At 57.0% G+C, this 25,581-nt stretch carries 26 protein-coding genes and 1 pseudogene; 12 read left to right on the forward strand and 15 right to left on the reverse strand.

Going from position 1 to position 25,581, the window contains the following annotated elements; all coding sequences use genetic code 11:
* Positions 1–2: 2 nt before the first annotated feature.
* Entirely contained in the window at positions 3–890 is an 888-nt protein-coding gene (locus D8U71_RS24850; protein WP_122746595.1) for a phage protease, read from the reverse strand.
* Positions 891–1,147: 257 nt separating this feature from the next.
* The gene (locus tag D8U71_RS24855) at positions 1,148–5,164 is read right to left on the reverse strand and encodes a hypothetical protein (protein WP_130888926.1); all 4,017 of its coding nucleotides are present in this window, start codon (positions 5,162–5,164) and stop codon (positions 1,148–1,150) included.
* Between the two features lie 610 nt (positions 5,165–5,774).
* On the opposite strand from D8U71_RS24855, the gene D8U71_RS24860 reads away from it, so the two are divergent.
* Both D8U71_RS24860 and D8U71_RS24865 read left to right on the forward strand, forming a co-directional pair.
* Positions 5,775–6,011, forward strand: coding sequence for a hypothetical protein (locus tag D8U71_RS24860; protein ID WP_130888927.1), 237 nt, complete (start codon positions 5,775–5,777; stop codon positions 6,009–6,011).
* 73 nt (positions 6,012–6,084) lie between these two features.
* Entirely contained in the window at positions 6,085–7,323 is a 1,239-nt protein-coding gene (locus D8U71_RS24865) for a S8 family serine peptidase (protein ID WP_206663214.1), read from the forward strand.
* A gap of 127 nt (positions 7,324–7,450) precedes the next feature.
* Here D8U71_RS24865 and D8U71_RS24870 read toward each other — a convergent pair whose 3' ends face one another.
* The 10 genes from D8U71_RS24870 to D8U71_RS24915 all read right to left on the reverse strand — a co-directional run bounded on the left by D8U71_RS24870 (position 7,451) and on the right by D8U71_RS24915 (position 14,931).
* Positions 7,451–7,927, reverse strand: coding sequence for a phage virion morphogenesis protein (locus D8U71_RS24870; protein ID WP_130888928.1), 477 nt, complete (start codon positions 7,925–7,927; stop codon positions 7,451–7,453).
* A gap of 103 nt (positions 7,928–8,030) precedes the next feature.
* Positions 8,031–8,831, reverse strand: a complete 801-nt coding sequence (locus tag D8U71_RS24875; RefSeq protein ID WP_130888929.1) for a phage minor head protein — start codon at positions 8,829–8,831, stop codon at positions 8,031–8,033.
* Between the two features lies 1 nt (position 8,832).
* Positions 8,833–10,326: a DUF935 family protein gene (locus D8U71_RS24880; RefSeq protein WP_130888930.1), complete on the reverse strand. Its 1,494-nt coding sequence runs from the start codon at positions 10,324–10,326 to the stop codon at positions 8,833–8,835.
* Positions 10,323–11,930 carry a hypothetical protein gene (locus D8U71_RS24885; protein ID WP_130888931.1) on the reverse strand — a complete coding sequence of 536 codons (1,608 nt, stop codon included), beginning with the start codon at positions 11,928–11,930 and terminating at the stop codon, positions 10,323–10,325. The genes D8U71_RS24880 and D8U71_RS24885 overlap by 4 nt, the downstream gene beginning before the upstream one ends.
* Positions 11,927–12,478 carry a phage protein Gp27 family protein gene (locus D8U71_RS24890; RefSeq protein WP_041478366.1) on the reverse strand — a complete coding sequence of 184 codons (552 nt, stop codon included), beginning with the start codon at positions 12,476–12,478 and terminating at the stop codon, positions 11,927–11,929. The genes D8U71_RS24885 and D8U71_RS24890 overlap by 4 nt, the downstream gene beginning before the upstream one ends.
* Positions 12,479–12,480: 2 nt before the next feature.
* The gene (locus tag D8U71_RS24895; protein ID WP_041478368.1) at positions 12,481–12,774 is read right to left on the reverse strand and encodes a hypothetical protein; all 294 of its coding nucleotides are present in this window, start codon (positions 12,772–12,774) and stop codon (positions 12,481–12,483) included.
* Positions 12,771–13,076: a DUF2730 family protein gene (locus D8U71_RS24900; RefSeq protein ID WP_041478369.1), complete on the reverse strand. Its 306-nt coding sequence runs from the start codon at positions 13,074–13,076 to the stop codon at positions 12,771–12,773. The genes D8U71_RS24895 and D8U71_RS24900 overlap by 4 nt, the downstream gene beginning before the upstream one ends.
* Positions 13,077–13,225: 149 nt before the next feature.
* Positions 13,226–13,789: a hypothetical protein gene (locus D8U71_RS24905; RefSeq protein WP_130888932.1), complete on the reverse strand. Its 564-nt coding sequence runs from the start codon at positions 13,787–13,789 to the stop codon at positions 13,226–13,228.
* Positions 13,790–14,067: 278 nt separating this feature from the next.
* The gene (locus tag D8U71_RS24910; protein ID WP_130888933.1) at positions 14,068–14,490 is read right to left on the reverse strand and encodes a hypothetical protein; all 423 of its coding nucleotides are present in this window, start codon (positions 14,488–14,490) and stop codon (positions 14,068–14,070) included.
* Positions 14,491–14,508: 18 nt separating this feature from the next.
* The gene (locus D8U71_RS24915; RefSeq protein ID WP_130888934.1) at positions 14,509–14,931 is read right to left on the reverse strand and encodes a helix-turn-helix transcriptional regulator; all 423 of its coding nucleotides are present in this window, start codon (positions 14,929–14,931) and stop codon (positions 14,509–14,511) included.
* Between the two features lie 120 nt (positions 14,932–15,051).
* Between D8U71_RS24915 and D8U71_RS24920 the strand changes: the two genes are divergently transcribed.
* The 7 genes from D8U71_RS24920 (at position 15,052) to D8U71_RS24950 (ending at position 20,434) form a co-directional block, all read left to right on the forward strand.
* The gene (locus D8U71_RS24920) at positions 15,052–15,288 is read left to right on the forward strand and encodes a DNA-binding protein (RefSeq protein ID WP_041478373.1); all 237 of its coding nucleotides are present in this window, start codon (positions 15,052–15,054) and stop codon (positions 15,286–15,288) included.
* Between the two features lie 247 nt (positions 15,289–15,535).
* Entirely contained in the window at positions 15,536–15,838 is a 303-nt protein-coding gene (locus tag D8U71_RS24925; protein WP_122746621.1) for a helix-turn-helix domain-containing protein, read from the forward strand.
* 9 nt (positions 15,839–15,847) lie between these two features.
* On the forward strand, positions 15,848–16,777 hold the full coding sequence (locus tag D8U71_RS24930; protein WP_130888935.1) for a hypothetical protein: 930 nt from the start codon (positions 15,848–15,850) through the stop codon (positions 16,775–16,777).
* A 3-nt stretch (positions 16,778–16,780) separates the two neighbouring features.
* The gene (locus tag D8U71_RS24935; RefSeq protein WP_130888947.1) at positions 16,781–18,544 is read left to right on the forward strand and encodes a DDE-type integrase/transposase/recombinase; all 1,764 of its coding nucleotides are present in this window, start codon (positions 16,781–16,783) and stop codon (positions 18,542–18,544) included.
* A complete protein-coding gene (locus D8U71_RS24940) occupies positions 18,544–19,725 on the forward strand; it encodes an AAA family ATPase (protein ID WP_130888936.1) in 1,182 nt (393 codons plus the stop codon). Before D8U71_RS24935 ends, D8U71_RS24940 begins: the two co-directional genes overlap by 1 nt.
* A 1-nt stretch (position 19,726) precedes the next feature.
* Positions 19,727–20,041: a hypothetical protein gene (locus tag D8U71_RS24945; protein WP_241664257.1), complete on the forward strand. Its 315-nt coding sequence runs from the start codon at positions 19,727–19,729 to the stop codon at positions 20,039–20,041.
* Between the two features lie 30 nt (positions 20,042–20,071).
* Complete coding sequence (locus D8U71_RS24950) at positions 20,072–20,434, forward strand: Mor transcription activator family protein (protein ID WP_130888938.1); 363 nt, start codon at positions 20,072–20,074, stop codon at positions 20,432–20,434.
* A gap of 347 nt (positions 20,435–20,781) precedes the next feature.
* Here the strand turns inward: D8U71_RS24950 and D8U71_RS24955 are convergent, their stop codons facing one another.
* Positions 20,782–21,189, reverse strand: a complete 408-nt coding sequence (locus D8U71_RS24955; protein ID WP_016771629.1) for an HPF/RaiA family ribosome-associated protein — start codon at positions 21,187–21,189, stop codon at positions 20,782–20,784.
* A gap of 200 nt (positions 21,190–21,389) precedes the next feature.
* Complete coding sequence (locus tag D8U71_RS24960) at positions 21,390–22,337, reverse strand: LysR substrate-binding domain-containing protein (RefSeq protein ID WP_130888939.1); 948 nt, start codon at positions 22,335–22,337, stop codon at positions 21,390–21,392.
* Between the two features lie 135 nt (positions 22,338–22,472).
* Here D8U71_RS24960 and D8U71_RS24965 point away from each other — a divergent pair, with 135 nt between their 5' ends.
* On the forward strand, positions 22,473–23,849 hold the full coding sequence (locus D8U71_RS24965) for an L-serine ammonia-lyase (RefSeq protein ID WP_125927133.1): 1,377 nt from the start codon (positions 22,473–22,475) through the stop codon (positions 23,847–23,849).
* 263 nt (positions 23,850–24,112) lie between these two features.
* Positions 24,113–24,430, forward strand: a complete 318-nt coding sequence (locus D8U71_RS24970; protein WP_016771632.1) for a DUF3509 domain-containing protein — start codon at positions 24,113–24,115, stop codon at positions 24,428–24,430.
* On the opposite strand, the gene D8U71_RS24975 is transcribed toward D8U71_RS24970, so the two are convergent.
* Positions 24,427–24,927, reverse strand: a complete 501-nt coding sequence (locus D8U71_RS24975) for a phosphate-starvation-inducible PsiE family protein (RefSeq protein WP_016771633.1) — start codon at positions 24,925–24,927, stop codon at positions 24,427–24,429. The genes D8U71_RS24970 and D8U71_RS24975 overlap by 4 nt on opposite strands.
* Before the next feature lie 346 nt (positions 24,928–25,273).
* Here D8U71_RS24975 and D8U71_RS24980 point away from each other — a divergent pair.
* Positions 25,274–25,513, forward strand: a pseudogene (locus D8U71_RS24980) (YebG family protein); the annotation flags it as partial.
* Between the last annotated feature and the right edge of the window lie 68 nt (positions 25,514–25,581).

Consider the following 25,581-nt stretch of genomic DNA (forward strand, 5'->3'; position numbering starts at 1 on the left):
GGTCATTGCCCCCGCTGGGTGCGGGCTTCGGCATCGGCCAGCAACGGGTTGGTGCTTTGCGAGGCGGTCTGGCCGGCGCGCTGCAAGGTGGCGACCTCGCTGAAGCTGATGGCGCCGGTGAGGTCTTTGAACAGGCTTTTGAGGCCATCGCTCAACGGCTGACGCTGCTCACCCTCACCAAAGTGCAACGGCGTTGCACTGAGCTGCGCGGCATCGAGGGTGGCGATGACCACAGGCGCGTGCAGCGGCTTCATGCCGGCGGCAACGAGTTGCTCGGCGTAGGCGACGCTGGCGGTGTGGACGGCCTGCTGCACAGCAACACGTGCGGACTGGTCGCGTTGGGCGAGTTCGTTTTTTAGGCGCAGGTTCTCGGCCTGGAGGGTGTCTGTGTCGGGTGCGGTGATCGGCGGCGCTTGCGGAATAGGTTGAGGTGCCGGTGCTGGGGCGGCTGGCGCGCCTTCGCTGAAGTGGATGACGCCAGGCTCTGCTTCGGCGAGCTCGATCGGGCGCAGGCCTTTGACCGCCGGCGGCTGGGCACCGAGGAAGCCCACGTGGCGCAGGTAGTAGACGCCGGGCACGGGGTTGTTAGGCGCGGTTGGGTGGTAGAAGGACGCGGAGATCTTTTTGTAGCTGCCGGCGGCCAGTTGCTCGGCGAAGGTCGGATCGATTTGTTGCGGGGTGGCGATCAGGCCTTCGGCGGTTGCGCTGAGGGATTGGACCCAGCCGGCTGCGGGGGCGTCGTGTTTCGGGTGGCCGATGACTAAGGGCGCTTCGTGGAGGGTTGGATTGTAGGCGGCAACGGTGGCGGATAGGTCGGAGGCGGTGAAGTTTAGGGTGGTGCCGCAGGAGGCGGTATGGAGGCCGGGTTTGAAGATGTGGAGGGGGTTCATGGTTTAGCGCTGCGTTGGGGAGATATGCAGAGCTTGGGCTTGATGATGGGTTTGGGCTTTTAATCGGATTTATAGGGTGGACTGCGTGGATTGCTGAAGATGTGGCGGAAACTACGTACGCGTATGGCGGCCTGCTTGTTTATAAAGCATTTACCGCTGATGCCCCGCGCAACCTTGAGCGGTTGCGGGGAACACGGTGTTATGAGCCTTCACGGCCTGTTGTGATTAGCCTTCGCTCTCTTTTTCGCGGTGCCGGATTAGGTCTTCGAAACATCCAAAACGAAAACATCGATCAGTCCAACCAGTTCTGGTGGCAGCGTCTGTTGGATGCTCGCATTTAGTTCTTGCGCAGTATTTATAGTTGTATTTTTAAGACCGGCGACCTTTTCATGAGGGCCGAACCAGATCGCGAGGTAAATGCCCTGTTGCTCTGCGTCTGGGTGAATTGAGTAACGATCATAGAGTTGTGCACCTGCGGCCGTGTATAGCTCTTTATGCCACTGCCCCTTTACCTCGACCACCAGCAATCTTCTTTTACCGCCAATGAATTTGGCGGCAGTAAAATCGCTGCGGTTTTCACTTTTCATCTGGTGCTCCGACGTAATCGTGATGCCTTGTGCCTTGAGCGTTAAATCCAGACGTTCGGCAATGACTTCGGTGGCTTTGACTTCGCCCAAGCGCACGTCGCCGTTATAAAACCGGTCTGCGGGGTTGAACTCCCCACCGTCTATGGCTTTCTGAAAGTCCTGAAGTTCTTGGAGGACGAGTTGGCGCAAACCCTCCACGTTCACGACTGCATCGCGATCAAGTCGATTTACAATCTCGCTTGGTGTGGGTGGCTCGAAATCTCTGAGAGCTTTTTGCCTGATTTTTCCAGCTAGCAAGCTTTTTAGGTCGCCGCACATGTCAACAAAACGCGTATCTGCCAAAAGCCGTTTTAAGACTATAATTGATTCGTCGATATCACATGCATATAGCATCCCAATCATATCAGTTAAGAAACGATATGCCACTTCGTCTTTCGGGCTTTCTGAGCCCCAACTACTCGGCAGATGGACCTTAGGCCACTTATCAATAAAGCCATCAAGGATGGTTTCAATTTTGGTTGCGGTGAGTACAGGCCAGGCTGAGTGATCGCTTCGATTAAAGCGACCGGAATGAGCATTAAGTGTGAACACATTGTCTTTATCAGACTTCAACCAATTCCAATATTGATTTGGGGTTTCTTCAATAAAATAAAATGCACGAACCAACCAGAATATGCGCTTTTGCTCAAGGTCTTCATCGGTCGTGAGCGTCGGCCAGTCGAGCATAAAACCCGCACATTTTTTTGAAATTATTTCGATAAGAGCGCGACGATCACCAAACTCAGCGGCAACTTCAAAAAGCGTGTCCATCGGATCGATAGCTAAGTCAGCAAATCGCCCGAGCCATTCTATCGAAAGATCTGCTCTTAAATGACTGAAAATTTCGTCGCGGCGCAAAAGCCACACATCTGGGTGCTTGCAGGCTTTCTGAGCCAGTTGCGGCTCCAAGTACTCGCGTAAGTAGCTCTCAGCACTCGTTCCCGCAACAAAAATTAGCCTGTCGATTTCAGCCTTTAGCGCATTCCGATCCTCCTCGATAACCGAGCTGTAGTGGCGATCAATACTGGTTCGTAGTGCGGTTAACAAGCGGATATCTACGCTCTCTAGGCTCCCTTCACTGCGCATGATCTCTAGGCATGCCGCTAACAAAACCATTTCAGCGTGTAGAATTTTCCCCGAACATTGTAACTCTGCAAATTTTGCTAATTCAGGAATCAATGAATCAATGAATCCAAGGCAATTTCTGAGGGCGGTTCGGACGAGCTTCTCGTCACCTACGCTTTCCTCAATTTGCTCTGGTCGCGTTAGAGTTAGTTGGGCGAAGTGAAACAGGCTCTGCCAATCGCAACCGCTTTGAATGAGCGCTTGATTGTCTTGGTAATATTGGATGCGCGCGGCACGCCGTTCATCTCGTTGCCGCTGTCTACGTTTGACTTTGCGATTCAGTCGCGGAAATCGAGCTTTATCAGAAATTTGCTTATATGCTCTGTTGGATCTTACCCATTCCTTCATAAACAGGGGCTTCTCCAACGCTTGTTCACGCATGTGTCGCCTTAGGGGATCCGACCCTCGCTCCGTTTTATAGCGATAACGTTGATGTGCAGCCATAAAGGATGCCCAAAGTGATGTATTGTCGCTGGAAAATGCCAGATCAATAATGAATTCGAGATCACGATATTGGAGTTGCAAGCCTGAATGAGAGTACATCTCAAAATTTTCTATTCTTGTCTCGAATATCACGTCTCTGTCGATCAAGTCTCCAAAAACATGAGCTATGATTCCTTGTCGTAGGGCATCATCACTTTGGAGTGTCCTCACTGCAGCACTATGGCTGGCCACTTGATGATGAGGAAAATTTAGATTCTTAAGCCACTGCCAAACGCGCGGAGGATCGAAAGGCGCAGAAGCTAATTCGAAATAACTATCAAGCATTAAGCCAATTATTTTGCTTATGGCGTCTCGACAGCTGCATTCGTAACGCTCTTTACCGCAAGTGCAAATTGCTGAGAGAGATAGTTCATCAAGTAACAGCTCAATTAAGCTTGGATCTAATATTTCAATTAGCTTTCTGATGAAATAGCTCGTACCAACTGTTCGCGCCAGTTGATCTATCGGCACGGGGTAAAGCTTCTTACACGCTTTAAAGAAATTCGACAAGTAAGTAGCCCCAAAAATATCCGGGCCCAGCGTCGTTATAATATTCGTTGCGACTTTTAAGGACGCGCTAGTAGCCTCCGTTGTTAGGATATCAATATCTGGATGATGATCATAATTATTCAGTTCAAGCAAACAGCTACTGGCGAGTAGGCGGGTATGTTCGCTTTGGTCAGACGTCAAGACGAGCTGACGCAGTTCATCTGTCAGATGTTCTGTTGCCGGTGACCCCACCAGTAATTCGAGGACCAGATCGCGCAAATGCCCGTCGAGACCTGGAGCAAGAAGAGGCTTAATTTCTTTCAGGACATCTTCGGTAAAAAAGCCAGCTGCACTGAACCGACGCCACGAGTCACCCCGTCGAAAATAAGGATCTCTCGTTTCAACTTCTTTTAAGCACTGTATGAGCAGGCGCTTCGAGGAGTGATGAAGTTGAGACGGGTCACCGTTCGCGAGCACTGCGTAGGGATCAAGTTCAATCGCTGTCTCCTGAATAGACCTGTTGCCTAGCGCGGCTAACCATCCCAGCAGACCCCTGAGTTCGTCCCGGACTGTGGAGTTAGGTGCAATGATGGGTAAGCATTTGTGAATCGTCAGATGGTCAGACGGATCAGCTATGCGCTTGGCCAAGTAATCCGCGGCACAGTATTCAGCGACAATCTTGTGAACCGGGCGATGCTGATCTGCGGTGTCCCCAGGTTTGAAAAGCCGTGTTGCCAGGATGCCTTCAGCTGCGGTTGGGCTCTCAAACAAGGACGTAAGCAGTGGGTAGATTCGGTCCGCCGTTGCTTCGCTCGTTCCGATACCTTCTGCCCCTGACAGCAGAAGCTTGGCGAACACCTCAGACGACAAATCAATTTTTTGTGTGATCGAAAGGGGCTGGCTGGCCCTTGATACCGTGGCATTGGCCTCCTTCGCCAAACGTTCGACTGCTTGGGAGAATATATTTCTCTTGTCGGTGAATCGACTACCGCTCTCTATGTACGCGTCTGCAAACATTTTCAAGAACTGGGGATTGGGCAGGAGCGCGGCCAAGTCAAATCTTTCCACTTCCGCTTGGAACGCTGCGAAGTCTTGACCTGGAGCATGGTGATGAAACACTTGTTCCTGTTCCGCTTCCTCAAACTCAACCAGCCTTACCACGAGCGGTGAGAACCCAAGATACTCCTCGAATGCACTGGTGGCCGCGGTGCCCCATTCGCTGGATCTGCTCGAAATTATCACGCACGTCGGCCTAGCTTTACTGGCATTGGCCAAGAGATCGTGGATGCCTGTTTGATCGATTTTTGCCAGCTCGTCAAAAGCATCGATTACAAGCGCAGAGCCTTCTACATCGGTGCCTACTCGTTTGAATTTATTTGCGGTAACGACAGAGGTGCCCAATTTCTGAGCCAAGCTCCCCATGAGCTCAGTTTTTCCACCACCGGGCTCAGCCAAGACAACGACGTAATTCGAAGCAGCCAATAACGCTTCTTCACTGTAGGTTCGGTCTTGGTTGGTAAGTCTGCGCGGGAGATAGAGATTAGAACTCATAGTGAGAAATTCTTGCTGTTGTGTGTAGAGAGCACCAAAATTACGGCGCCAGTTATTTGTGAGCTGCAGAGAAATCTGACACATCCTCAGACGATATTAGCTCTTTTCGTCTAGGTGTGGGTTCATGGCGTAAAATTTAGTTGGAGTAGTGGCGTTCTTAATAAGGATTTAAGATAAAGTGGCGAGATAAGTAGTGAAGCTGCATTGGCAACATATCTCTGCCGACATAAAAACAATTAAAAATAGCTTCTGCACTTAGCAAACAAACTTTCTGTGCTGGCGCGATGGATGCACTTTAACTATCGAGAAACCGAAGCATAGCTAGCTTCGCAACGTATCCAAACCTATATCAAAATTCTCTACCAATCGTCAGCTCGGCTTAACTGTTAAGTAAAAGAGACACTTTCCATTGCTGGTGTATCTTCAACGCTTCACTCCTTCTTTATTAATCAAGCATTTAATGTCTGTCGACACCACGGACGAATGCGAACTATCCATTATAACGAAAAAATATAGCGATTTCGGAAGCGTGCTGCTGAGTTGGATCCATACTAATGCCCGCAACATCTGACTGTTACGATTCGGTAATTCAAATAAAAAAGGAGCACTCATGGAACTTTCACAAGAAGCAATTAACCAGATTGACAAAGAAATGAAGGCTGCAATAGATAGTCAAGGCGACATGCTGCCTGCGGACATTAGCGCAGAGTCACTTTGCAATAATAAGGAGCTTATCCTTGGATTTCTCCAGACGCTGACCGGCCTCATTCCAAGTGTATTCGGAAAGCTAGCTGGCCAAGGTGTTCTGATGGCTGCAAAAGCTTGGTTTAAACACAAAGGCTGCTGAATAGGACGGCCGCATTTTGCGGCCCGTCTTGCAGCTCTCGAGCGGTCGTTCATGCTTTAAGGAGCAATTATCCATGATCAGAGACTCCCAGTACGGCCTCGGCTTTTCTGAAAAGCAGGTCGTCATTCAAACCGATATAGTGCTGGACGAAAAGCAAAAAAATTCTATCGATAATCGTAAGGTGTTTGACTTCGGAACCTCTCAAACCTTTGATGTATTAGAAAAAGTTGATTGGGGTTTTGATGCAGACCATCTGACTATTCGTGATGTAGAAAATATAAAAAACGATCCTAAGACTCTTGCTATCGCGCCAGTCATGCCAATGCAACTTATCGGTCCACTCGACATCCCGGCTCTGGATGAGGTATTGACAAGAAATTCTGTGGCTTGGGGAGTTACAGCTGTTGGTGCAATTGGTTCAGCTTACTCTGGAAAAGGCGTAACCATTGCGATACTCGACACTGGTATTGACTTGGATCACCCGGCGTTCCATGGGATTGAATTCGTCGTTAGAAATTTTACCGAAGACGGTGCTGAGGATGACGTTACCGATGCAAATGGCCATGGCACGCATTGCGCGGGCACTATTTGTGGACGGGACGGTGAGTATGGCCGTATAGGCGTGGCGACGGGGATCGATAGAGTGTTGATTGCGAAAGTCATAGGCGTTCGAGGTGGTGATAGCGAGCAGGTCGTAAATGCAATCCAATGGGCTGCCGAGCAAGGGGCAGATATTATCTCCATGTCATTAGGGATTGATTATCCTGGAAAAGTTAAGCAGTTGGAAAAAGTGCTTCCAATCGAGTTGGCAGTCTCTCGTGCACTAGAGGGTTATCGCGCAAATGTGATTCTGTTTGATCGACTTGCTTCTTTGATGCGAAGCAGGAAAATCCTTATCGTGGCCGCAGCCGGAAATGAAAGCAGAAAAGATGTTAATCCGGAATTTGAGGTCGGCGTCAGCCCACCGGCAGTTGCTGAAGGGATTGTTTCTGTCGCTGCACTCACGCAGACCAGCGATGGACCACACTTCGACATCGCCTCATTCTCAAATGTGGGCTCCAACGTTGCCGCACCGGGTGTGGGTATTCTTTCTGCAAAAGTTGGCGGTGGTGTCAAAAAACTCAGCGGTACTAGCATGGCGACTCCCCACGTAGCCGGAGTGGCGGCACTTTGGATCGAGGAGTTGAGAAGCAAGGGTGGGTATAATTATTCCGCTCTCATCGGCCGGTTGGTGGGGAATGCGGCCAATAATGTTTTCGTGCCTGGTTTCGACTTACTCGATGTCGGAACAGGGCTCGTCAAGGCTCCTTGACGACAGAGTGTTCGCTGGTTGGATAGCTGCCGAGCTTTTTGTGTGTAAAGAGCATGCGAGGGTTCTAAACTTTAATGAGGCGCCCACTTTGAATGCCGCCGAGAAAGCGTAGGTGCTGTTTAATAAGTTACTGGCGCGTTGCAGCCTGAAGATGGTTCAGCGCATGTTCGAGGATGGAACGATCGGTTTCGGCTTGAAGCAAGCCTGAGGCATCCATAGGTAAATAGGGCCTAGCTGGGACGTCCCCCCATAGGTTTGGAAAACTCGCCTGCTCGCCTCCGAATTGCATCATCGCCGCATACGGTTTGTTACTGCCCACGACGGCCGAACTGTCGGTCGCATGCGTGACGATCGACGCCGCCAACCCTCCCGCGCTGACCTGCAGCATCTGTCCCGGCCAATGCCCCTGTTTTGCCCGCCGCTCGATGGTGACGTCGGAGAGTTCGGGCCATTCGGGGCGGCCTTCATGTTCGAAATTTTCTTCGGTTTGGCTGGCGAGTTCGGCGGCAATGGCTTGCATCAGCGGGGTGAGGTCGCCGATGTCGTCTTCGATTTGGTCGAGGGTTTGTTGTAAGCGTTGGTGATTTAGTTCGATGGTGAGCATGGGGGGCCTGTGTTTTGGGCAATGGTCCGCTTTCGCGAACAGGCTCGCTCCCACAGAGGCTTTGGGGCGGGTCAGTTGGTCATGTGTGGGGCGGTGGCTTGCTTTAGGGCTTGATGTGGCCTGTGCCGGGTGCGTGGTTGAAGCCTGGGTCTGGGTGAAATGTGAATTCATGGCCTTGGGCGTTGGTCAGGCGGATGCCGGTGACGGTGGCGGTTCGGGTTTCGCCGGTGTGTTTATCGATGCCAGTTTTCAAGGTTTGGGTGAAGGTTTTGCCGTGGCTGGTCTGGATGGTGAGGCCTCGGCGTTGGACGGCGGCTGCGGTCAGGGCGATGACACGGCAGCGGCAGTTGAAGCCGTTGGGTGGGTAGATGGTTTGCCAGATGGGGTCGTCGTGGCGGAAGACCTGCCCGTGCATGGCGCGGTGGCTGGGGCGGGTTTTGCTGTCGAGGATGGAGACGAGCATCCAGTACGGGTGGGTGGCAGTGGCAGCTTGCATGCTGGTTTTGCGGCCAGCCATGTAGGCGCTTTGCAGGTTGGTTTGGTAGATGGTTTTGAGGCGGCGCGGGCTGCCGAGTTGGACGGGTTGGGCAGTGCCGTCTGCTGCGACGATGATTTGTTTGCCCCACCAGCCTTGGGCTTGCAGGATGGGTGTGAGGTTGGCGGTAAATTGTTTGAGGGTCTGGCCTTGTTGCAGGGCTGTTTCCAGGGCGGCGCGGATGTCGGAGAGCAGGTCCAGGCGCATGGCTTTGGCGACGGTGAAGGCTTGGCGGTGGGCCTGGTCGAGCAGGTCTTGCCAATGCCAGGTGATGGTGTAGCCCTTGCCGTGCAGGTAGGCGATGGCGTTGGCGGGTTCGAGGCCGAAGATGGCTTGCAGGTGGCTGGGGTTGAGGGTGTGTTTGGCCATGTCAGTCTTCCCGGTCGGCGGTGGCGCTGAGGTGGCCCCAGGTGTTGGCGATGAAGATGAGCCGGGCCAAGTGTTGTTCCAACGCTTGGGTGTCCATGTGGGGGTTGGCCTCGGCTAGCTGTCCGAGCGCGTCGGCGTCGGTCGGGCTGTGCTCAAGCGCAGCGATTAACGGCGCGATGGCGTGTTGGCTGTGTTGGTGGAGGACGTTGGCTGGCAGACCATTGATGGCTTGGTCGAGGGCGTGCTGGTCGAGTGCGGAATGACTTTGGTACTCGCTGAATGCGGGCGAGCCGGTGCCGGTCGGCGTGTTTTGCAGGTCGCCTTCTTGCAGGTTGTAGGTGCGTTGCCAGTAGGCGTTGGTGAATTGGACGCCGGATTCGGTGAGGGCTTTGTCGCGCTGGGCGAGGCTTTTGTCGATGTCTTCTTGTTGCCACAGCTGATAGTTCGGCGCGGCGACTTGGGGGCCGAAGTTGAGGTCGACGACGTGACGAATACAGGCGTTGAGCGCGGCGGCGACGATGCCGGCGTCGCCGTCGCGGATGTCGTGGGTGACTTCGGCGCCAGCAGTGGCGCTGGCGCGGTTGCTGTCTTTTTCGGTGGTCTGGTTCTGGCCGAGCATGGCGACGTTGATTTCGCTGCGACAGTATTCGAGCAGTTGGCGGTAGACGTCGGCGCTGCCGGCTTTGCCGGCGGCTTCGATGATTTGCACGCTGGCATCATCCGGGATCGCAGCGACGGCGTCTTGGACCATGGCTTCGAGGCTGTCGAGTAGCAGGTCGGTTTCTTCATCGTTGGCGCCGCGCGGGTGTTTGCCGATGACCCAGGGGCTGCCGTATTTTTCGGTGAATTGAACCCAGAATTTCAGGCCGCCGCGCATGAAGGTCGCCGGCCAGAAGCACATGCTCAGGTCCGGGAAGCCATAGGGGTTGGCGTAGGTGGCGTCTTGGCGGGCAACAATGAAGCGTTGCGGGTTGCAGGCTTCGCCATCGTTGCCTGCGTCTTTGGCACGAAAGCGCAGTGCGTTATCTGGATCGTAGAAAAACCATTCGGCCGGTTTGCCGAGCAGGTCTTGCGGCACCAGGTATTGGCCCACGGGCTGCCACAGCAGTTCGACCGGTTGGTAGCCATACAACGGCGCGTCGAGCAGTTCGCGCAGGATGCGATCGAGGTCGAGGTCGGCAAGCCAGTCGCAGACGAAGCGCTCGACTTTTGCTGGTGCGTCCGCGCGCTTCAGCCCGCGTTCCAGTGAAAGGACGGCGGCTTTGCGGCGGCGGATGTTGCCGCCGACCAGGGCGCTGCTACGCAGGTCACGGTAGATCTGAATGTCTTTGCCTTGGGCTTTGAGGATGGGGTCAGGGTTTGGCAGGTGGCGGCTGAAGCCGCCGGGTTCGATGCGCCCGCGGGTGGCGATGTGGCGGTTGAGCGCCGGACGGCGCTGGGTGTCGGTGAAGTTGACGAATTCGGTGGGGCTGACCCACAGGCCTGGGCTGTTCATGCGTACCCTTGGGTGATGTGTTGGCCCTGACGTGGGCGGCGGGATTTGACGCTGACGGGGCCGGCGCTGACTTCAAGTGTGGCGAAGTGGGCCAAGGCACCGGCGCCGGCGAAGTCGCCGTGGCGGTAGAGGTCAGGGTCTTTGAGATCTTGTTGCCGGGCTTTGGCAATCATGGGGATGCCGTCGACGGTTTCGATGGCGCGGATGTCCTGGTGCAACGAGTCGTCACGCGGCAGCGTGACGCTGGCGTCTTCGAAGAGTTGGACGAATTTGGGCATCCAGGCGCCGTACCAGGCGCGGCTGATTTTGACTTGGTGGATGCGGTTGTGGCCGAAGGCGTCGGCGGTGTCTTCGGCGAGAGTTTCGCCATTGCCGGTGGCATCGAGTGCGGCGCCGATGAAACGCGGCAGGCCGCGCAGGATGTGAAAGAGAATCTGCTTTTGTTGGCGAGTGGGCACTTTGTGCAGTTCGACGACAAAGGGCACGTCGCGGTGCCGGCGCTGGTCGACGGACATCGGGCAGATGATGGAAAAATCGCGGTGCCGCGCGTAGTCCATGCCGAGGAAGTGGCGTAGTTCTGGCGCATGGGTCTGGCGCATGACGGGCACCAAGTGGCGTTCTATCCAGTCGGTGACGTAGGCCTCACGGCGATGCACGGGTTGTTGGCTGAAGGCGTCGTCGAGGGCCAAGCGCAGGACGCTGCGACCCGCGCGCATGGCTTCGTCGATCCACACGCCGGGGATGCATACGCCGTTGCCGTCGCGCGGAATGGCGTCGAGTTCTTCGCGCATTTGCGCTTTGCGCGGGCCGTAGGCGTGGCGGATTTTTTTGTACCAGGCCTCTTTGCCTTCGGCCGTGGGTTGCTCCCCCGCCATGTAGCAGACGCGCTCATAGAGGCCATTGGCGACGGCGTCGTCGAAGGTGGCGCGGTAGACCTTGGCGCTGTCGCCGTAGCGCTGGTCGCGGATGTCGCTGACCATTTGGTTGAAGGCGTTGGCTTTGCCGTTGTGGGTGCTGATGATGACGATGCGCCCGCCCCAGATGAGCAGCGCGGTGGCGGCGTCGAGCACGGCGGAGACGTTACGGTGGAAAGCGGCTTCATCGATGATGACTTTACCTTGCAGGCCACGCACGCCGGCGGGGTTGCTGGAGAGCGCGACGATTTTGAAGCCTGAGGCGTAGCGGATGCGGTAGGCGTTGATGTGCCGGGTGTGGCCGCTGTCGTCCTGATCTTCGAATAAAAATTCTTCGATGTGGCTGACGCCGGACGCTTGGGCTTGGGCCATGACGCGGCTGAATTTGGCGCAGTAGCCGATGAATTCGAGGCCCTTTTCTTTGGTGTCGCCGATGTAGAAGCAGTCCATGCCGCCGGCGGTTTTTTGTGAGGCGGCGGTGATGACGCTGTCGAGGGCTTCGGCGAAGGTGATGCCGGTGCGCCGGCCTTTCTCACACAGTTTGATTTGCGCGTCGATGGCCAGCCATTGGCTTTGGTGGGCCATGAGCAGGCCTTCGGCTTGCGGATGATAGTCGGCGGGGATCTGCCGAACGCTGGGCGGCAGTTCGTCCCATTCGATGACGCGCAAAGTGCTGGCGGCCGGTTTCATGCTTTGACGCCGAGGAAGGTTTGGCGCCAGTACTGGGCCTGGTCTTCGCTCATGCCTTGGGTTTTGACGGCGTGGTCGAGGGCGGCGGCTTGTTCTTGCAGCAGGCGTTCGCGGGCGGCGGTTTCTAGGGTTTGGCGCTCTTTGACGCTGAGCGTGCGCGCTTCCATGGTGGCTTTGGCGGCGCGGGCCAAGGCGGAGATTTCGGCGATGGTGACGTCGTCTTTTTCGTGGGCGCCAATGGCGGCCTGATAGGTCAGGGTCGAGATGGCTTCGACGAGCAGAACGCCGGTTTTGTCGGTGGCGTCTTCGCCAAAGGCACCGACGAAGGCTTCGGCCATTTCGCGTTGTTGGCGGGCTTTGTCGGTGAGTTGGTCGAAGCCGACTTTGAAGCGTCCCAGGGCGCTGCGGCTGGGGGGCTTTTGGCTGGGGTAGCGAGCCTGGATGTCGGCGAGCATGGCGTCGAGGGTGAGGCGGTCTTCGCGCAGCAGTTTGTGCAGGTAGGCTTTGACGTCGGCCGGCAGGCGGTTGATGGTGGATTTGCCGGCCATGGTCAGGCTCCGGGCCGTTGGATGCCGGGCACGCGGGCGCGGCCGGCGGCGATGTCTTGGCCGCGTTCGGTGAGGGTGGCGACGAGGACGGGGCCGACTTCGCTGAGGCTGACGGCGTTTTGTTCGGCGAGCCATTGCAGTTCGGTTTTGGTCTGGTCGCGGCTGGTGCTGTGGCCGTAGTGGTCCAGGGCGGTGTTGAGGACGGAGCTGTTGGCGCGGTAGCCGGGCATGTCGGCGAGCAGGCGCAGGATGACGAGACGGATGTCGTGCCGCAGGTAGTCGGTGTAGGCAGTCATGGCTTTTCTCGCAGCAGGTAGTCGTTGATGCGGTCCAGGGCGCGGGCCAATGGGCTGAGGGCGTCTTTGACGCCGGTGAGTTCGGCGCGGATGGCTTTCATGTCACCAAGCAGGTCGGCGATGGCGCTTTGGTCTGGAAGGTGGCGTACGTGTTCTTCGAGGGCGACGATGCGGGTGCGCAGGTCATGTAGTTGTTGGGCGCTGGCGGCTTGGCGTTTGGCGATCCAGGTGTAGAGGCTAAGGACGGTGAGGACCAGCCATTGGACGATTTGGCCGAGGGTGTTGAGGTCATCGAGGGTCATGAGGTGCCCCGGCGGGTGTCGGGGGTGTTGCGCGGGGTTTGGGGGTGCATAGGGTTGCCTCCGGTCGCGGCGCCCCGGGGTTTGCGGGGGCCAGAAATACACACGCCGCTATGGTGGGCGGCGTGGGTTTGGAGGGCTTTTAAATGGGGTTAGGGAGCGGTTGGCGACGTATTGTTGGCTTTCGGGTTTTGTATGTCGCTTTCGCAGAAATCAAAGAACTGAGCTACGAGAGTTTGAATTGGGCCGATTTTAGGTAATTCCTCCTTAGTAAACCCCATCGCTCGCATGGTTTCGTTGTGGCAGATGGCATTCAAGACGTGGAGGACGGGAGGCTCTTCTGCTTCGATGGACAACCGTCTGCCTGCGACGTCAAGCAAACGCTCTTCCGATTCCGCACCGAGCATTAGCTTTTCTAACTCCACATATTTGCGCATAAAGTCTGTGTGGTCCCTCGCGCGGGAAGCGCTGCTAAGCACCAAATTTATGGAAGCAAAAACGGTTACAAGGCCAGAGGCAATGAGCGCAATCTCCTTTGAATTCTCTTGGAGCGTGCCATAAACCGCAACGGAGCCAAAAATCAATGACAGCATGTTAGAAATTTTATCTAACCGGTCAAAAAATGAACGGCGTCGCTGGTGATATCGGATGGAGCGACGCACGCTAAAAAGCGCTGCATACCAACGGTCGGCTAAGGCTTCCGTTGTCGTCTCCATCGTCACTTTCCCCTACCCGGGCGCTTTGGCGGAGTGAGTGTGTCTACCACGTCAGAATTTCCCCTTCTTCTTTTGTCATCGGAGCTTCGACTCGACCCGCTTTCATCTGACTTGTTGGTGTTGCCACGACCCTGATCTTTAGGTTTGTCATGAATGCCACTCTTTTCCTTGCTCACTGGATGACTCCTTTCTTGGTTTAGTGTTGAGGCGAGTTTGACTGTAGGTGATTGCCAGGAAATATGTATCTATTTCCTGAGGCCGAAACGAGTTTTTGATGCTCATTCCGCTGCGACGAGCATGAGCGCGAGACAACCGAACGCACCGGTGGCGATCAGCGCATAAGTTTTAAGGGCTTCGGGCAGGTGATCTTTCATCGAGAAGGTAATGGCGGCGATGCTGATGCAGGCGATGCCGGTTTTTAGCAGGCGTCGGTTGTGGTGGTATTGGCGGATGAGCGCTGTTTGTTGGGCGGCGAGTTGATCGCAGTTGATGCAGTGGGTTGGCTGGGCGCATTCGCTGGGTGGCGGTGGGTGTTTGGGGGGGTGGCTGTCGAGGCTGGGGTGGCCGGGGTGGATGTGGCCTCGGTTGCCTTTGATTTTGATGGTGAGTTGATGATCTTTTCCGTCCGTGGGGAGGTGTTGTATTTGTTCTGAAAGCCTGGCTGACAGTTTGCTGACCAGGTCTTCGTCCTCGCTTGGCATAGCTTTCCTTTTTCTATTTCAGCGATTGATGACCAACTTGAGGATGCGCTCGACGCGCGGTTGGTCGAATTGTTGTTCTTGGCCGAGGGCGTTGTAGATCTCGGCGGCCACTTCGGCCAGCTTTTTGGCGGGCCAGCGCCGGCCGGCCTGTTTGGCGGCGGCTTCGAGCATTTCGATGATGCGCCCCAGTTTTTCCCCGTCGATGGGCGCCCAGGCCGTTGCCGCCGGGTTGGGCACGAGGATTTTTTGCCCGGTGATGATGAAGTACAGGTCGGCGCCGGCTTGGCCGATGGCGGCCATGTAGTTGGTGTCGGGCACGCGTCCGCCTGCTTCGTAGAGCACTTGGGTTTTTTTGGTGACGCCGGCCAGGGCTGCGAAGTCGGTCTGGTTGAGGCCTAGTCGTGTCCGCTCGGCGCGTAGCCGCTCACAAAAGGAAACCATTCGGTTACCTAAATCCTTTTACTTGGAAACCGTTCGGTTCCATCATTAAACCACACCGTCCAACGACGAACGGCTACTTAGTCGGCACCAAGGCGGGTGCCGTTACCCCGGAGGGATTTTATGACGCTACGTACTGCTGATGAGGCCAGAGCTGAGCTTAAGGCTAAGGGTATTTCGATTACTCAGTGGGCGATCGCGAATCGCTTTTCGCCCAACCTGGTGTTCGAGGTGTTGGGTGGGCGCAAGAAGTGTGTGCGCGGTCAGGCGCATGAGATTGCTATCAAGTTGGGCCTTAAGGCCGGTGAGATTTGTGTCGACCCGGCGGCGGCTCTTGAGTCCTCGCGTTTCGTGGCGTGAGGTGCTGGATGACTGCGCATTTCGGTTGTGTGGAATCTACCGCTTTTAAACATTTGTTGAGACTGCGTGCAGACGAAAAAAAGAACTTTCCTACAAAAATCACACTATTTGCCACTTTTTTGCGCCCGCCCGCTCGCTCGCCCAATGGGCGGAGGCTGCTGGGTCTGGTTTTAAGCGGCGCCCATCTACCCGGTTTTGTTGTGCGATTTGTGTCGGGGCAGATCGGCGCGGGTTCGTGGGTGCGATCGTGAGCCGGCCGATGTCGGCGTCGGTTCGGGTGTTGCGCGTGTTGAAGGCGCTGAAGGGCCACACGGTGACCGGGCTGAGTAACTCGGAGTTGGCGGCTTTAACCCACGACAGTCCGAGCAATATTACCCGGGCGATGCAGACGCTGATTGAGGAAGGGTTGGCACTGAAGCTGGATAACGGCCGCTTTGCTCATTCGGTGGGTGTGTTGCAGATCGCGCAGGCGCATGCCGAGCACATGGCGCGGTTGACGGGACGGATGCAGGAAATCAATCAGCGTATTGCTGCTGGATCGAGGATTTAAGGAGGTTGTATGGCACGGAGCAAGGGTAGTTGCGCGCAGGCGCTGGAGTTGCCGGCGCTGGATGGTGAGCGGCTGACGGCGGATCAGAATGCGATGGCGTCGTTGCAGGCAGTGCACGGCGCTGAGCGTGATGTGGTGAATCAGTTGTTGGGCCAGTCGCAGATGGCGGGTGCGCTGGAGGCGTTTTCCCGCACGGTGCGGATTTCGAAGTTGGCGTTTGTGAAGGAAAACAAGCTGTACCGGGCGTTGGCGGGCACTAAAAGTCCGCACGGTGCGCAGGTGTTGAGCGGCACGTGGGAGGACTTTTGCGGGTTGTTGGGCCGCTCGGTGGATCAGGTGGACCGCGATATTGCGAATGTGCGGGCCTTCGGTGAGGAGGCGCTTGAGTCGATGTCGCGCATGGGGATTGGTTATCGCGAGTTGCGCCAGTACCGCCAGTTGCCGCAGGACCAGCAGGCGGCGCTGGTTGAGGTGGCCAAGGCTGGCGACAAGGAGGCGTTTGTTGAGTTGGCTGAAGACATTATTGCCCGGCATGCGCAAGAGAAAGCGGCCCTGGGACGACGCCTTGAAGAGACGACGGCGGATTATTCAGCGCAAAGCGAGTTGATGGCGAAGAAGTCTTCGGAGCTGGATGACGCACGCCAGGCGCTGGAGCGCTCGCGCCAGCAGGTGCAGGCGATGCCGGCCGATGAGGTGGCGAAGGCGTTGCGGGCTGAGGTGACGGCGATCGGTTTTGAGGTGGAGGCGTTTGTGTTGGGCCCGCTGCGTGAGGGGTTTGCGAAGTTAGCGGCGCTGGCGGCTGACTGTGAGGATCATCGGGCTTTTCAAGCGGGCCTGATTGGACAGTTGGAGGTCACGCTGGGAACGGTTCGCAGTGAGTTCAATTTGCTGAGTGCGGCTAACGGCAACGCGGCTTGGCTGACGGCTGCGGAGGCTTGAATGATGAATCCTGTAAAGGTGCAGCAGTTGTTGGACATTGCCCGTCGGTTGGATGCGGCGGTGTACGGCGAGCGTGCGGCTATTTATAAGGCCGGTATGGCTGCGTTGGGGGTGTCGCTTTCGACACTGCAACGCCAGTTGCGGTCGGTGCGTGTGACGAAGCCGCGCAAGCGCCGAGAGGATGCGGGCAGTAGCGGTATGCCTATTGAAGAGGCCCGGCTGATTTCGGCGCTGTTGTTGGAGTCGATCCGGGCCAATAACAAGCAGTTGTCGACGATTATGCGGGCGGTTGAGCGCTTGCGCAGTAATGGTTTGATCAAGGCCGGTCGCGTGGATGAGGTGACGGGTGTGTTCCACCCTATGAGCCGCAGTTCGATTTGCCGGGCGTTGCATGCTTATAAGTTGCATCCCTCGCAGTTGTTGCAGGACGCGCCGGCGGTGTCGTTGGCGAGTTTGCATCCCAATCATGTTTGGCAGGTGGATGCGTCGATTTCGACGCAGTTCTATTTGGCCGATGACGGCGCGCAGGTGATGCACAAGGCTGAGTTTTACGATGGCAAGCCGGCGAATTTGAAGCGGATCGAGCGCCAGCGCTTGTGGCGTTATGTGGTGACCGATCATACGAGCGGGACGCTGTATGTGGAGTATGTGTTGGGCGCCGAGTCGGCGGAGAATTTGTGCAGTGTGTTGATCAATGCCATGCAGAAGCGCGGCGCGACGGACCCTTTCCACGGCGTGCCGTGGATCGTGATGACGGACCCTGGCGCTGCGATGACGAGTGGCATTTTCCGCAATCTGTGCCGGGTGCTGTCGATTGATTTGGTGATCAATCGGGTCGGCAATGCCCGGGCCAAGGGCCAGGTTGAGCAGGCTCATAATTTGGTGGAGCGCGAGTTTGAGAGTGCATTGAAGTTTCAACCGGCCAAAACGCTGGAGCAGATCAATACCTGGGCTTCGCGGTGGATGCAGTTCTTTAATTCGACGTCGATCCATACCCGCACGCGGCGCAGTCGCTATGGCGTTTGGCAGCTGATTACGCCAGAGCAGTTGCGCTTGGCGCCAAGTGTTGAGGTGTGCCGTGAGTTGGCGGTGTGCACGCCGGAGCGCCGCAAGGTGAGTAATTTGCTGCGGGTGTCGTTCCGTGGAGCGTCGTTTGATGTGAGTTCGGTGCCGGATGTGATGGTTGGGGAGACGCTGCTGATTACGCGCAATTGCTGGCGGGATAAGGATTCGGCGATTGCGGTGTTGGTGGGCGATGACGGGCGTGAGCATTTCCATGTGATCGAACGAATTGGCGTGGATGCGTTTGGCTTCGCTGATTCGTCGGCGGTGATCGGCCAGCAGTTCAAGCGCCACGCGGATACGCCTGCGCAGGTTTCGCGCAAGGTGTTGGAGCAGCTGGCCACGGAGACGAGTTGCGAGGCGGATGCGCAGGCGGCGCGCAAGGCGAAGGCCGTGCCGTTCGGTGGGCGGATCGATCCGCACAAGTATGTGAGTGACACGGTGCTGCCGGCTTATCTGCCACGCCGTGGTTCGACGTTGCATGTGGATGCGCCGACGGTTGAGGTGGTGCCGTTGAGTGTGGTCGAGGCGGCGAAACGGCTTCGGCCTAAGTTGGGCCAGTTGTGGTCGCCGCAGTCTTACGGCTGGTTGTTGGAGCGCTTTCCTGAGGGTGTGCCGGAGGATGAGCTTGAGGCAGTTGAGGCTGAGTTGAGACGGCCTGTCGAGGTCAGGTGCAGGCCGCTCAGTTCGGTTGGGGGTGTGTGATGTTGAAGTTGAAAGGGATTTTGCAGGATATGGGGCAGCCTCAGGCCGCGTTGGCGCAATCGTTGGGTGTGAGCAGTGCGGCGGTGGCGCAGTTGGTGAATCACAATTTATGGCCTCGCCGTTTGGAGGGTGAGGTGTTGCGTGGCCGGATTCGCGCTTTTTTATCAGCCTCTGGTGTTAACGATGCCGCGATTGCTGGCGCGTTTGATGAGGCGGATGCGCCTGTTCTGAAGCCTGTTGCCAAGCCCTGTGTGAATGTTGTGTCCAAGGAGGACGATTCGATGTTGTTGCCCAAGCAAACGCTCCAACCCGCGACGCGCAAGGCGTTCGGTTTGTTTCGTGACCCGTTCGATGAGTTGCAGAGCGCCGAGGATATGTGGGTAAGCCCGGATATTCGGTATGTGCGGGAGGCGATGTATCAGACGGCGCGCCACGGTGGCTTTTTGGCGATTGAGGGGGAATCGGGTGCCGGCAAAAGTACGCTTCGCCGCGATCTGGTGAATCGCCTTGCGCAGAACAATGATGCGGTGTTGGTCATTGAGCCGTATGTGTTGGCGTCCGAGGATAACGATACGAAGGGCAAGTCACTGAAGAGTACGCATATCGCCGAGTCGATGATGGCGGCGGTGGCACCGCTGGCGAAACCGAAGAGCAGTCCCGAGGCGCGGTTCGCCCAGTTACATCGGGCGCTGAAGGAGTCGCATGCGGCCGGGTATCGCCATTGTCTGGTGATTGAGGAGGCGCACAGTTTGCCGGTGCCGACGCTCAAGCACTTGAAGCGGATTCTGGAGCTGGAGGTGGGGTTCACGAAGTTGGTGAGCATCATCATGATCGGCCAGCCGGAGTTGGGGGTGAAGTTGAGCGAGCGCAATGCGGATGTGCGTGAGGTGGTGCAGCGCTGTGAGCGGGTGACGCTGGCACCGGTGGATCGGTCGCGGTTGAAGGAGTTTCTGACGTTTCGGTTTGAACGGGTCGGCAAGGCGCTGGCCGATGTGATGGATGACGGCGCTGTAGATGCGATCGTGGCGCGGCTGTCTCAGCCGACTCGGCAAGGTGGGCGCGATGGGTCTGTTTCGCTGCTGTATCCCTTGGCCATTGGCAATCTGTTGATTGCGGCGATGAATCTGGCGGTGCAGTTGGGTGTGCCGAAGGTGTCCGCTGATGTGGTCAAGGGGGTGTGATGTGGGGACTTTGAATCTGTCAGGCGGTTTGAAGCATGAGCCGCTGAGTATTTTGGCTGAGGGGTTTCCGGTCATGCTTTCGGCTTTCAATGAGCTGGTGCGGGAGTTGCGCGGCGCTGGGGTCGAGGTCAGGGAGCAGTTGCTGTTGGATAATCAGGTGGAAATCGAGGCGGTCAGCGCGGATTTGTTTGTGGAGCGGTTTGGTGATCGGTTCAGGGGCGTTCGCTACTCGTCTGCGGGGCGGTTCACTCGTAATTCGGTGACTGTGCGCGGGGTTGATGTGGTCTGGCTCTCTTCGATCCGGGAGCAGCAGTGATGCGCGGCCTTGAGGATGCGGCGGTGCGGTATGGGTGATTTGCGCAGTAAGGGGCCGGAGTTGTTGGTCGATCTGACTGAGCATGTGGCGGCGTCGTTGGTTGAGTTGGTGTCGATGGAGGGGGACGCGGCGCGGCATGTGGCTCAGGAAGTGGCCGATCGGATGGCGGCGCACTGGGGTGGGCAGAATGTGTATTTCCCGATGGGGCTGGCGGGTAAGTTGAGCCGGCGCGATCGACAGATCTTCGAGGAGTTCACGGGGACGAATCATAGTGATCTGGCGAGGAAGTATGCGGTGTCGCTGCAGTGGATCTACAAGATCGTGAAGGCGGTAAGAAAGGATGAGGTGGCGCGCCGCCAAGTCGATATGTTCGCCCCGTCGGTCGAGGACTGACGGGGCGTTTTTCATTGCAGTGGGTGCAAGGGAATTGCAGGTGGTGTCCCGGTTTGTGCCAGAGTGGCCCGGCTTATGTCGGGATTACCTCGGTTATGGGGTGTGGTTTTGGTCAGGCGTTAACAGTGAGGGACTGACCGAGGTGTATTTACGATTTACGCTCGCCTGCAATATCGAGCCGAACGCTGGACTTGAAAACAACCGGATCGACTCCCTCTCCCTCGGGAGAGGGCTGGGGTGAGGGGCTACGGTCTTAAACCCTGCGAGCAATCACCAACACCACAAACAAAAAAACGGGCCTGCATCAGCAGGCCCGTTCTCCTTGTGTGACTTGTGAAATCAGCGCATCAACTGTTGATCGCTGCCTGTTCATTCTCGTCAAATTCTTCCGCCAACAGCTTGTCGTTGGCCTTGCCAGTAAATGGCACTACAGCGGCGCGTGGTTTACCTCGCAGTTTGCCGAACAGATGATCCAGTTTGTGCTCCAGTTTCTCGGCGGCACCGTCGATCGCCTGTTCCAGCGAATCGGCTTTGTGGGTCACGGAAATCGGTTGGTGGCCTTTTGGCCGCGCTTCCAGTTGGCAGCGCAAGTCATGGGGACCTGGTTTCTCGCCGTTCTCGTCGCTCAGGTGGACTTCGACACGGGTCAGGTCTTCTTCATAACGGTCGAGCGTGCTCTCAATAGTTGTACGTACCCACTCCTCCAGTCGCTTACTGCTTTGAATATGGTTATCGCTGTTGACTTGGATTTGCATAGTTCATCCCTTATTTCAGCTAGCTCGCTGGAGGCCTTGAAGTGAATTTCCTGACCTCCTGGTTACAACAATCGGCCCGAGCGGCGAACATTTCAACCCCTGAAAAAAGAAAAATATTCATTCGCAAAAAAAGCCGGACAACCGAGCGAGGCGCTGTTAATGTCGGGAGTTGGGTCGACCCGCTCCGCAGAAAAATCTGCTCACATCTGCTGCTCGTTCAGCGGGTGCAAACTGCGAAAAATCCCCGCCTCCTCCACCAGCCAGTCGTGCACAGCGCGCACGCCCGGATGGCTCAACGCCCCCGGTGCATACAGCAGCACATAGCGTTTATGGTTGGGCACCGACAAGCCGAACGGCACGATCAAAGTGCCGCGCTCCAGCTCATCGTTGAGCAACGTGCGCCGGGCAATCGCCACGCCCATGCCAGCGATCGCCGCTTCGATGGTCAGATGATTGCGGTTGAACGTGTGGCCGCGCCGCACATCGGCGCCGTCGAAGCCGATCGCATTCAAATAGAACTCCCATTCCGCGTACTCGTAACTGCCACGCCAGGCGGTGATGTCGTGCAGCAACGGGAAATGCACCAGATCGGCCGGCCCGTGCAACGGCGGGCGCCCACGCAACAGGCTCGGCGCGCACACCGGGAAAATCTGCTCGTCGAGCAAGGCTGTGGATAACAATCCTGGGTAACTGCCATCGTTAAGGTCGATGGCCAGATCGAAATCGCCCTCATGCAGTGGCACGCTGCTGTCCTCGGCCACCAGGCGCAACTGGATATCCGGAAAGCGTTGCTGCAAGCGCGGCAGGCGCGGAGTCAGCCACTTGCCAAGAAACGACGGGATCGAGCGCAACCGCAGAGTCCCGCTGATCATCCCGGCGTCCAGCCGGCGCAATTCCGCATCGATGCTGCCATAGGCTTCATTGACGGTAATCGCCAGCCGCTGCCCCTGTGCACTCAACTCAACGCCGCGCGCGCGCCGATGAAACAGGCGAAAGCCCAGGCGCTCTTCCAATTGGCGAATCTGCTGGCTGACCGCGCCCGGGGTGATGTGCAGCTCTTCGGCACAACGGGTGAACGACAGGTGCCGCGCGGCACAGGCAAACACCTGCAGCCAGACATAGGTCTGGGCATGCAATTGACGACTCATTGTTTAGTCCTGCTAAAGGCTGTCTTAGGAGGTTTCGTTGGTCACCTCGAACCGAGGCAGGCAGTATCGCCGACATTGCGCTTGTCCGACAAAAAATGGCAGCGATTCCTACTCCATTGCTTGTAAGGGTTTAGCATGGCTATCAGTGTTTTCGATCTATTCAAAGTGGGCATCGGCCCGTCCAGTTCCCATACCGTCGGTCCGATGCGTGCAGCGGCGACCTTTGCCCAGGCTCTGATCGATCAGCATCTGCTCAATGATGTGCGACGTGTGCAGATCCGCCTGTACGGTTCGCTCTCGGCCACCGGCGTCGGCCACGCCACTGACCGCGCGACGGTCATGGGCCTGATGGGCGAGTGGCCGGACAGCATCGATCCTTCGACCATCGATCCACGCATCCAGCAACTGCGCGAAACCGGGCAACTGTCCCTCGCCGGTCAACGTTCAATTGCGTTTGACTGGCAGAGCGATCTGCTGCTGCTCGACGAGAGCCTGCCCTACCATCCCAATGCGATGTCGCTGAGCGCCTTTGGCGAAAGCGCCGAGCTGTTCACGCAAACCTATTACTCGGTGGGCGGCGGTTTCATCGTCGAAGCGGCTGAAGCGGAGTCCGGTTTAACGCCCGCAAGTGACATAGTGTTGCCGTACGACTTTTCCAGCGCCGCCGAGCTGCTTGCCCTGTGCAAACAACATAATCTGCGCGTGTCCGAACTGATGATGGCCAACGAGCGCGCCTGGCGCAGCGATGCCGAGATTCGCCAAGGCCTGTTGCACATCTGGTCAGTAATGCGTGAGTGCGTCGAACAAGGTTTGCGCCACGAAGGCATCCTGCCCGGCGGTCTGAAAGTACCGCGTCGCGCGGCAAAACTGCATCGCAGCCTGTTGGAAATCGGCAAACCGAATGTGATCAGCTCGACCCTGTCGGCGATGGAATGGGTCAACCTGTTCGCCCTCGCCGTCAACGAAGAAAACGCAGCCGGCGGGCGCATGGTCACCGCGCCGACCAATGGCGCCGCCGGGATCATTCCGGCGGTTCTGCACTACTACATGAAATTCAATCCGGATGCGTCTGACGATGATGTCGTCGCGTTCTTTCTCGGCGCAGCCGCTGTCGGGATTTTGTGCAAGAAAAACGCCTCCATCTCCGGTGCCGAGGTCGGCTGTCAGGGCGAAGTCGGTTCGGCTTGCGCCATGGCCGCCGCCGGCCTGGCCGACGTCCTTGGTGCGACACCGGAGCAACTGGAGAACGCTGCCGAAATCGGCCTGGAACACAACCTCGGCCTGACCTGCGATCCGGTCGGTGGTCTGGTGCAAGTGCCGTGCATCGAGCGCAATGCCATCGCGGCGGTGAAGGCGATCAACGCCACGCAAATGGCCCTGCGCGGCGACGGCAATCACTTCATTTCCCTCGACCGGGTGATCCGCACCATGCGCGACACCGGCGCCGACATGCACGACAAATACAAGGAAACCTCGCGGGGCGGGCTGGCGGTGAACTGGGTGGAGTGCTGATCGGCCTGACTGCACTGTCAGCGATCATCAGCTCATTCCTGCCCTGAAAACGCGCCACAAAAAACGGCGAGCCCCGAGGCTCGCCGTTTTTTTCGCCGTGTTTATTGTTCGACAATTTTTCCGGCATGCCCCTTGCTACATCACCCTTGAGGCAAACGGACATTGCAAACCTCAGCGAACGAGATGCCAGTGGTCTGGTGTTGCGAACCAAATCGGATCATGGCCGGTCAACAACTGCACGTTCAATCAGGCGGTGACGCATCATGGACAACCCATTTCAAATCATTACCGATGCTTTCGCGCCGGACTATCAGATCAATCTGAGCATTCAGGGCCTGGACGGCAGCATCATGCTGACCCTGTCCAACGCCGGCCGCATCGTGGCCAAGCGCATGATCAGTGCCGAACAGCGCAACGATCCCGAGCGTTTGAAACGGCTGGTGCAAAGCATCCAGTTCGGCATCGCCATCGAACAGGGCCACAGCGCCATGTCGATTCTCGAAGCCATGACCAGCGGCGCCGGGCTCACCCCGCCACCGCCACGGGTCAAAGGCCAGCCCGGCCAGGCGGCGGGCCTTTAGAGCTCGCCCTTCTCCACTTCAGGATGTTCGCTGGAACCCGTACCGATCTTGCGCTGCGGGTTCTCGATCTTCACTGAGGGGAATTGCGACGAAGCGTAACGCACCACCAGGATCGCAAACGCCAGCAGCAGAATGCCGCCGCACAGGTAGATGATGCCCATGTCCGGCGGGTTGTGGTGCGAGACGTTGGAAATCAGCAAGCGCGTCAGCGCGGTGATCGCTACGTAAATCAGAAAGCGCACCGGCATATGGTTGGTCTTGAAATAAATCCCGACCATCGCGCCCAGTTCCAGATAGATGAACAGCAACAGAATGTCATCAATCTTGATGTGCCCGACTTCGAGCATGCCGAGGAACTCCATCACCGCCGCCCACGCCGTCACCGCACCGATGGCGAACAGCGCCAGATAGTGGAAGGTTTCGACGAACAGGTTGCCCAGGGACTCGGCCAGTTGATGCACGTTACGCCGCAGTTTCTCGGCCCAGTTTATTTTCACGATGAGTTTCCTTAGCCCGTTTCGGGCGGATGATGCGTATCGCACGTGACGGTTTTGCGCGCGCGCCTTGTTGCAACGGTTTTCATGCAGGTTCAGGGCCACGCATCATGGCGATCCGCCGCAAATCCCGCGCCGTGGCGTTTGGTCGCAGGCTCGCGGCTTTGCACATTCCCCGTGGGAGCGAGCCAGCTCGCGAACAGCAGCGACACGGCTCACTGACAAACGCCAAATCCGGTCTACATTGAAAAGCCACTACCCATGGCGCAGGGATTCGCTTATCCTTTTCGCTGTATATGGATACAGTAGTCGTCAAGACAACTTAACGTGAAGGCATGTGAGGTGGTGAATGGCCGTCGAAGTGGTATACCGCAGCAGCCGAGATCTGGAGCGCTTGTTCATGGATAAAGCCGAAGCTGATCGTCATGACAAAATGCTCGAACTGGCCGAATATCTGGCCGATGTGCTGCAAAAAGCCGTTCCGTCCCTGACCGAACAGCAAGTGGAAGAAGCCGGGATCTACATGGCGAAGAATCGTGATGTGTTCGCCCGGGCATTCAAGAGCCAGCCCGATGCGCTGTCGGAGCTGATCAATGCGCCGGCCGAGCCTGTCGAAAAAGCTGAAGCGGCAGAACCTGACGAGGCGCCGGCGAAGCC

Source organism: Pseudomonas sp. Sample_21 (assembly GCF_004307525.1).
Classification (GTDB): Bacteria; Pseudomonadota; Gammaproteobacteria; order Pseudomonadales; family Pseudomonadaceae; genus Aquipseudomonas; species Aquipseudomonas atacamensis.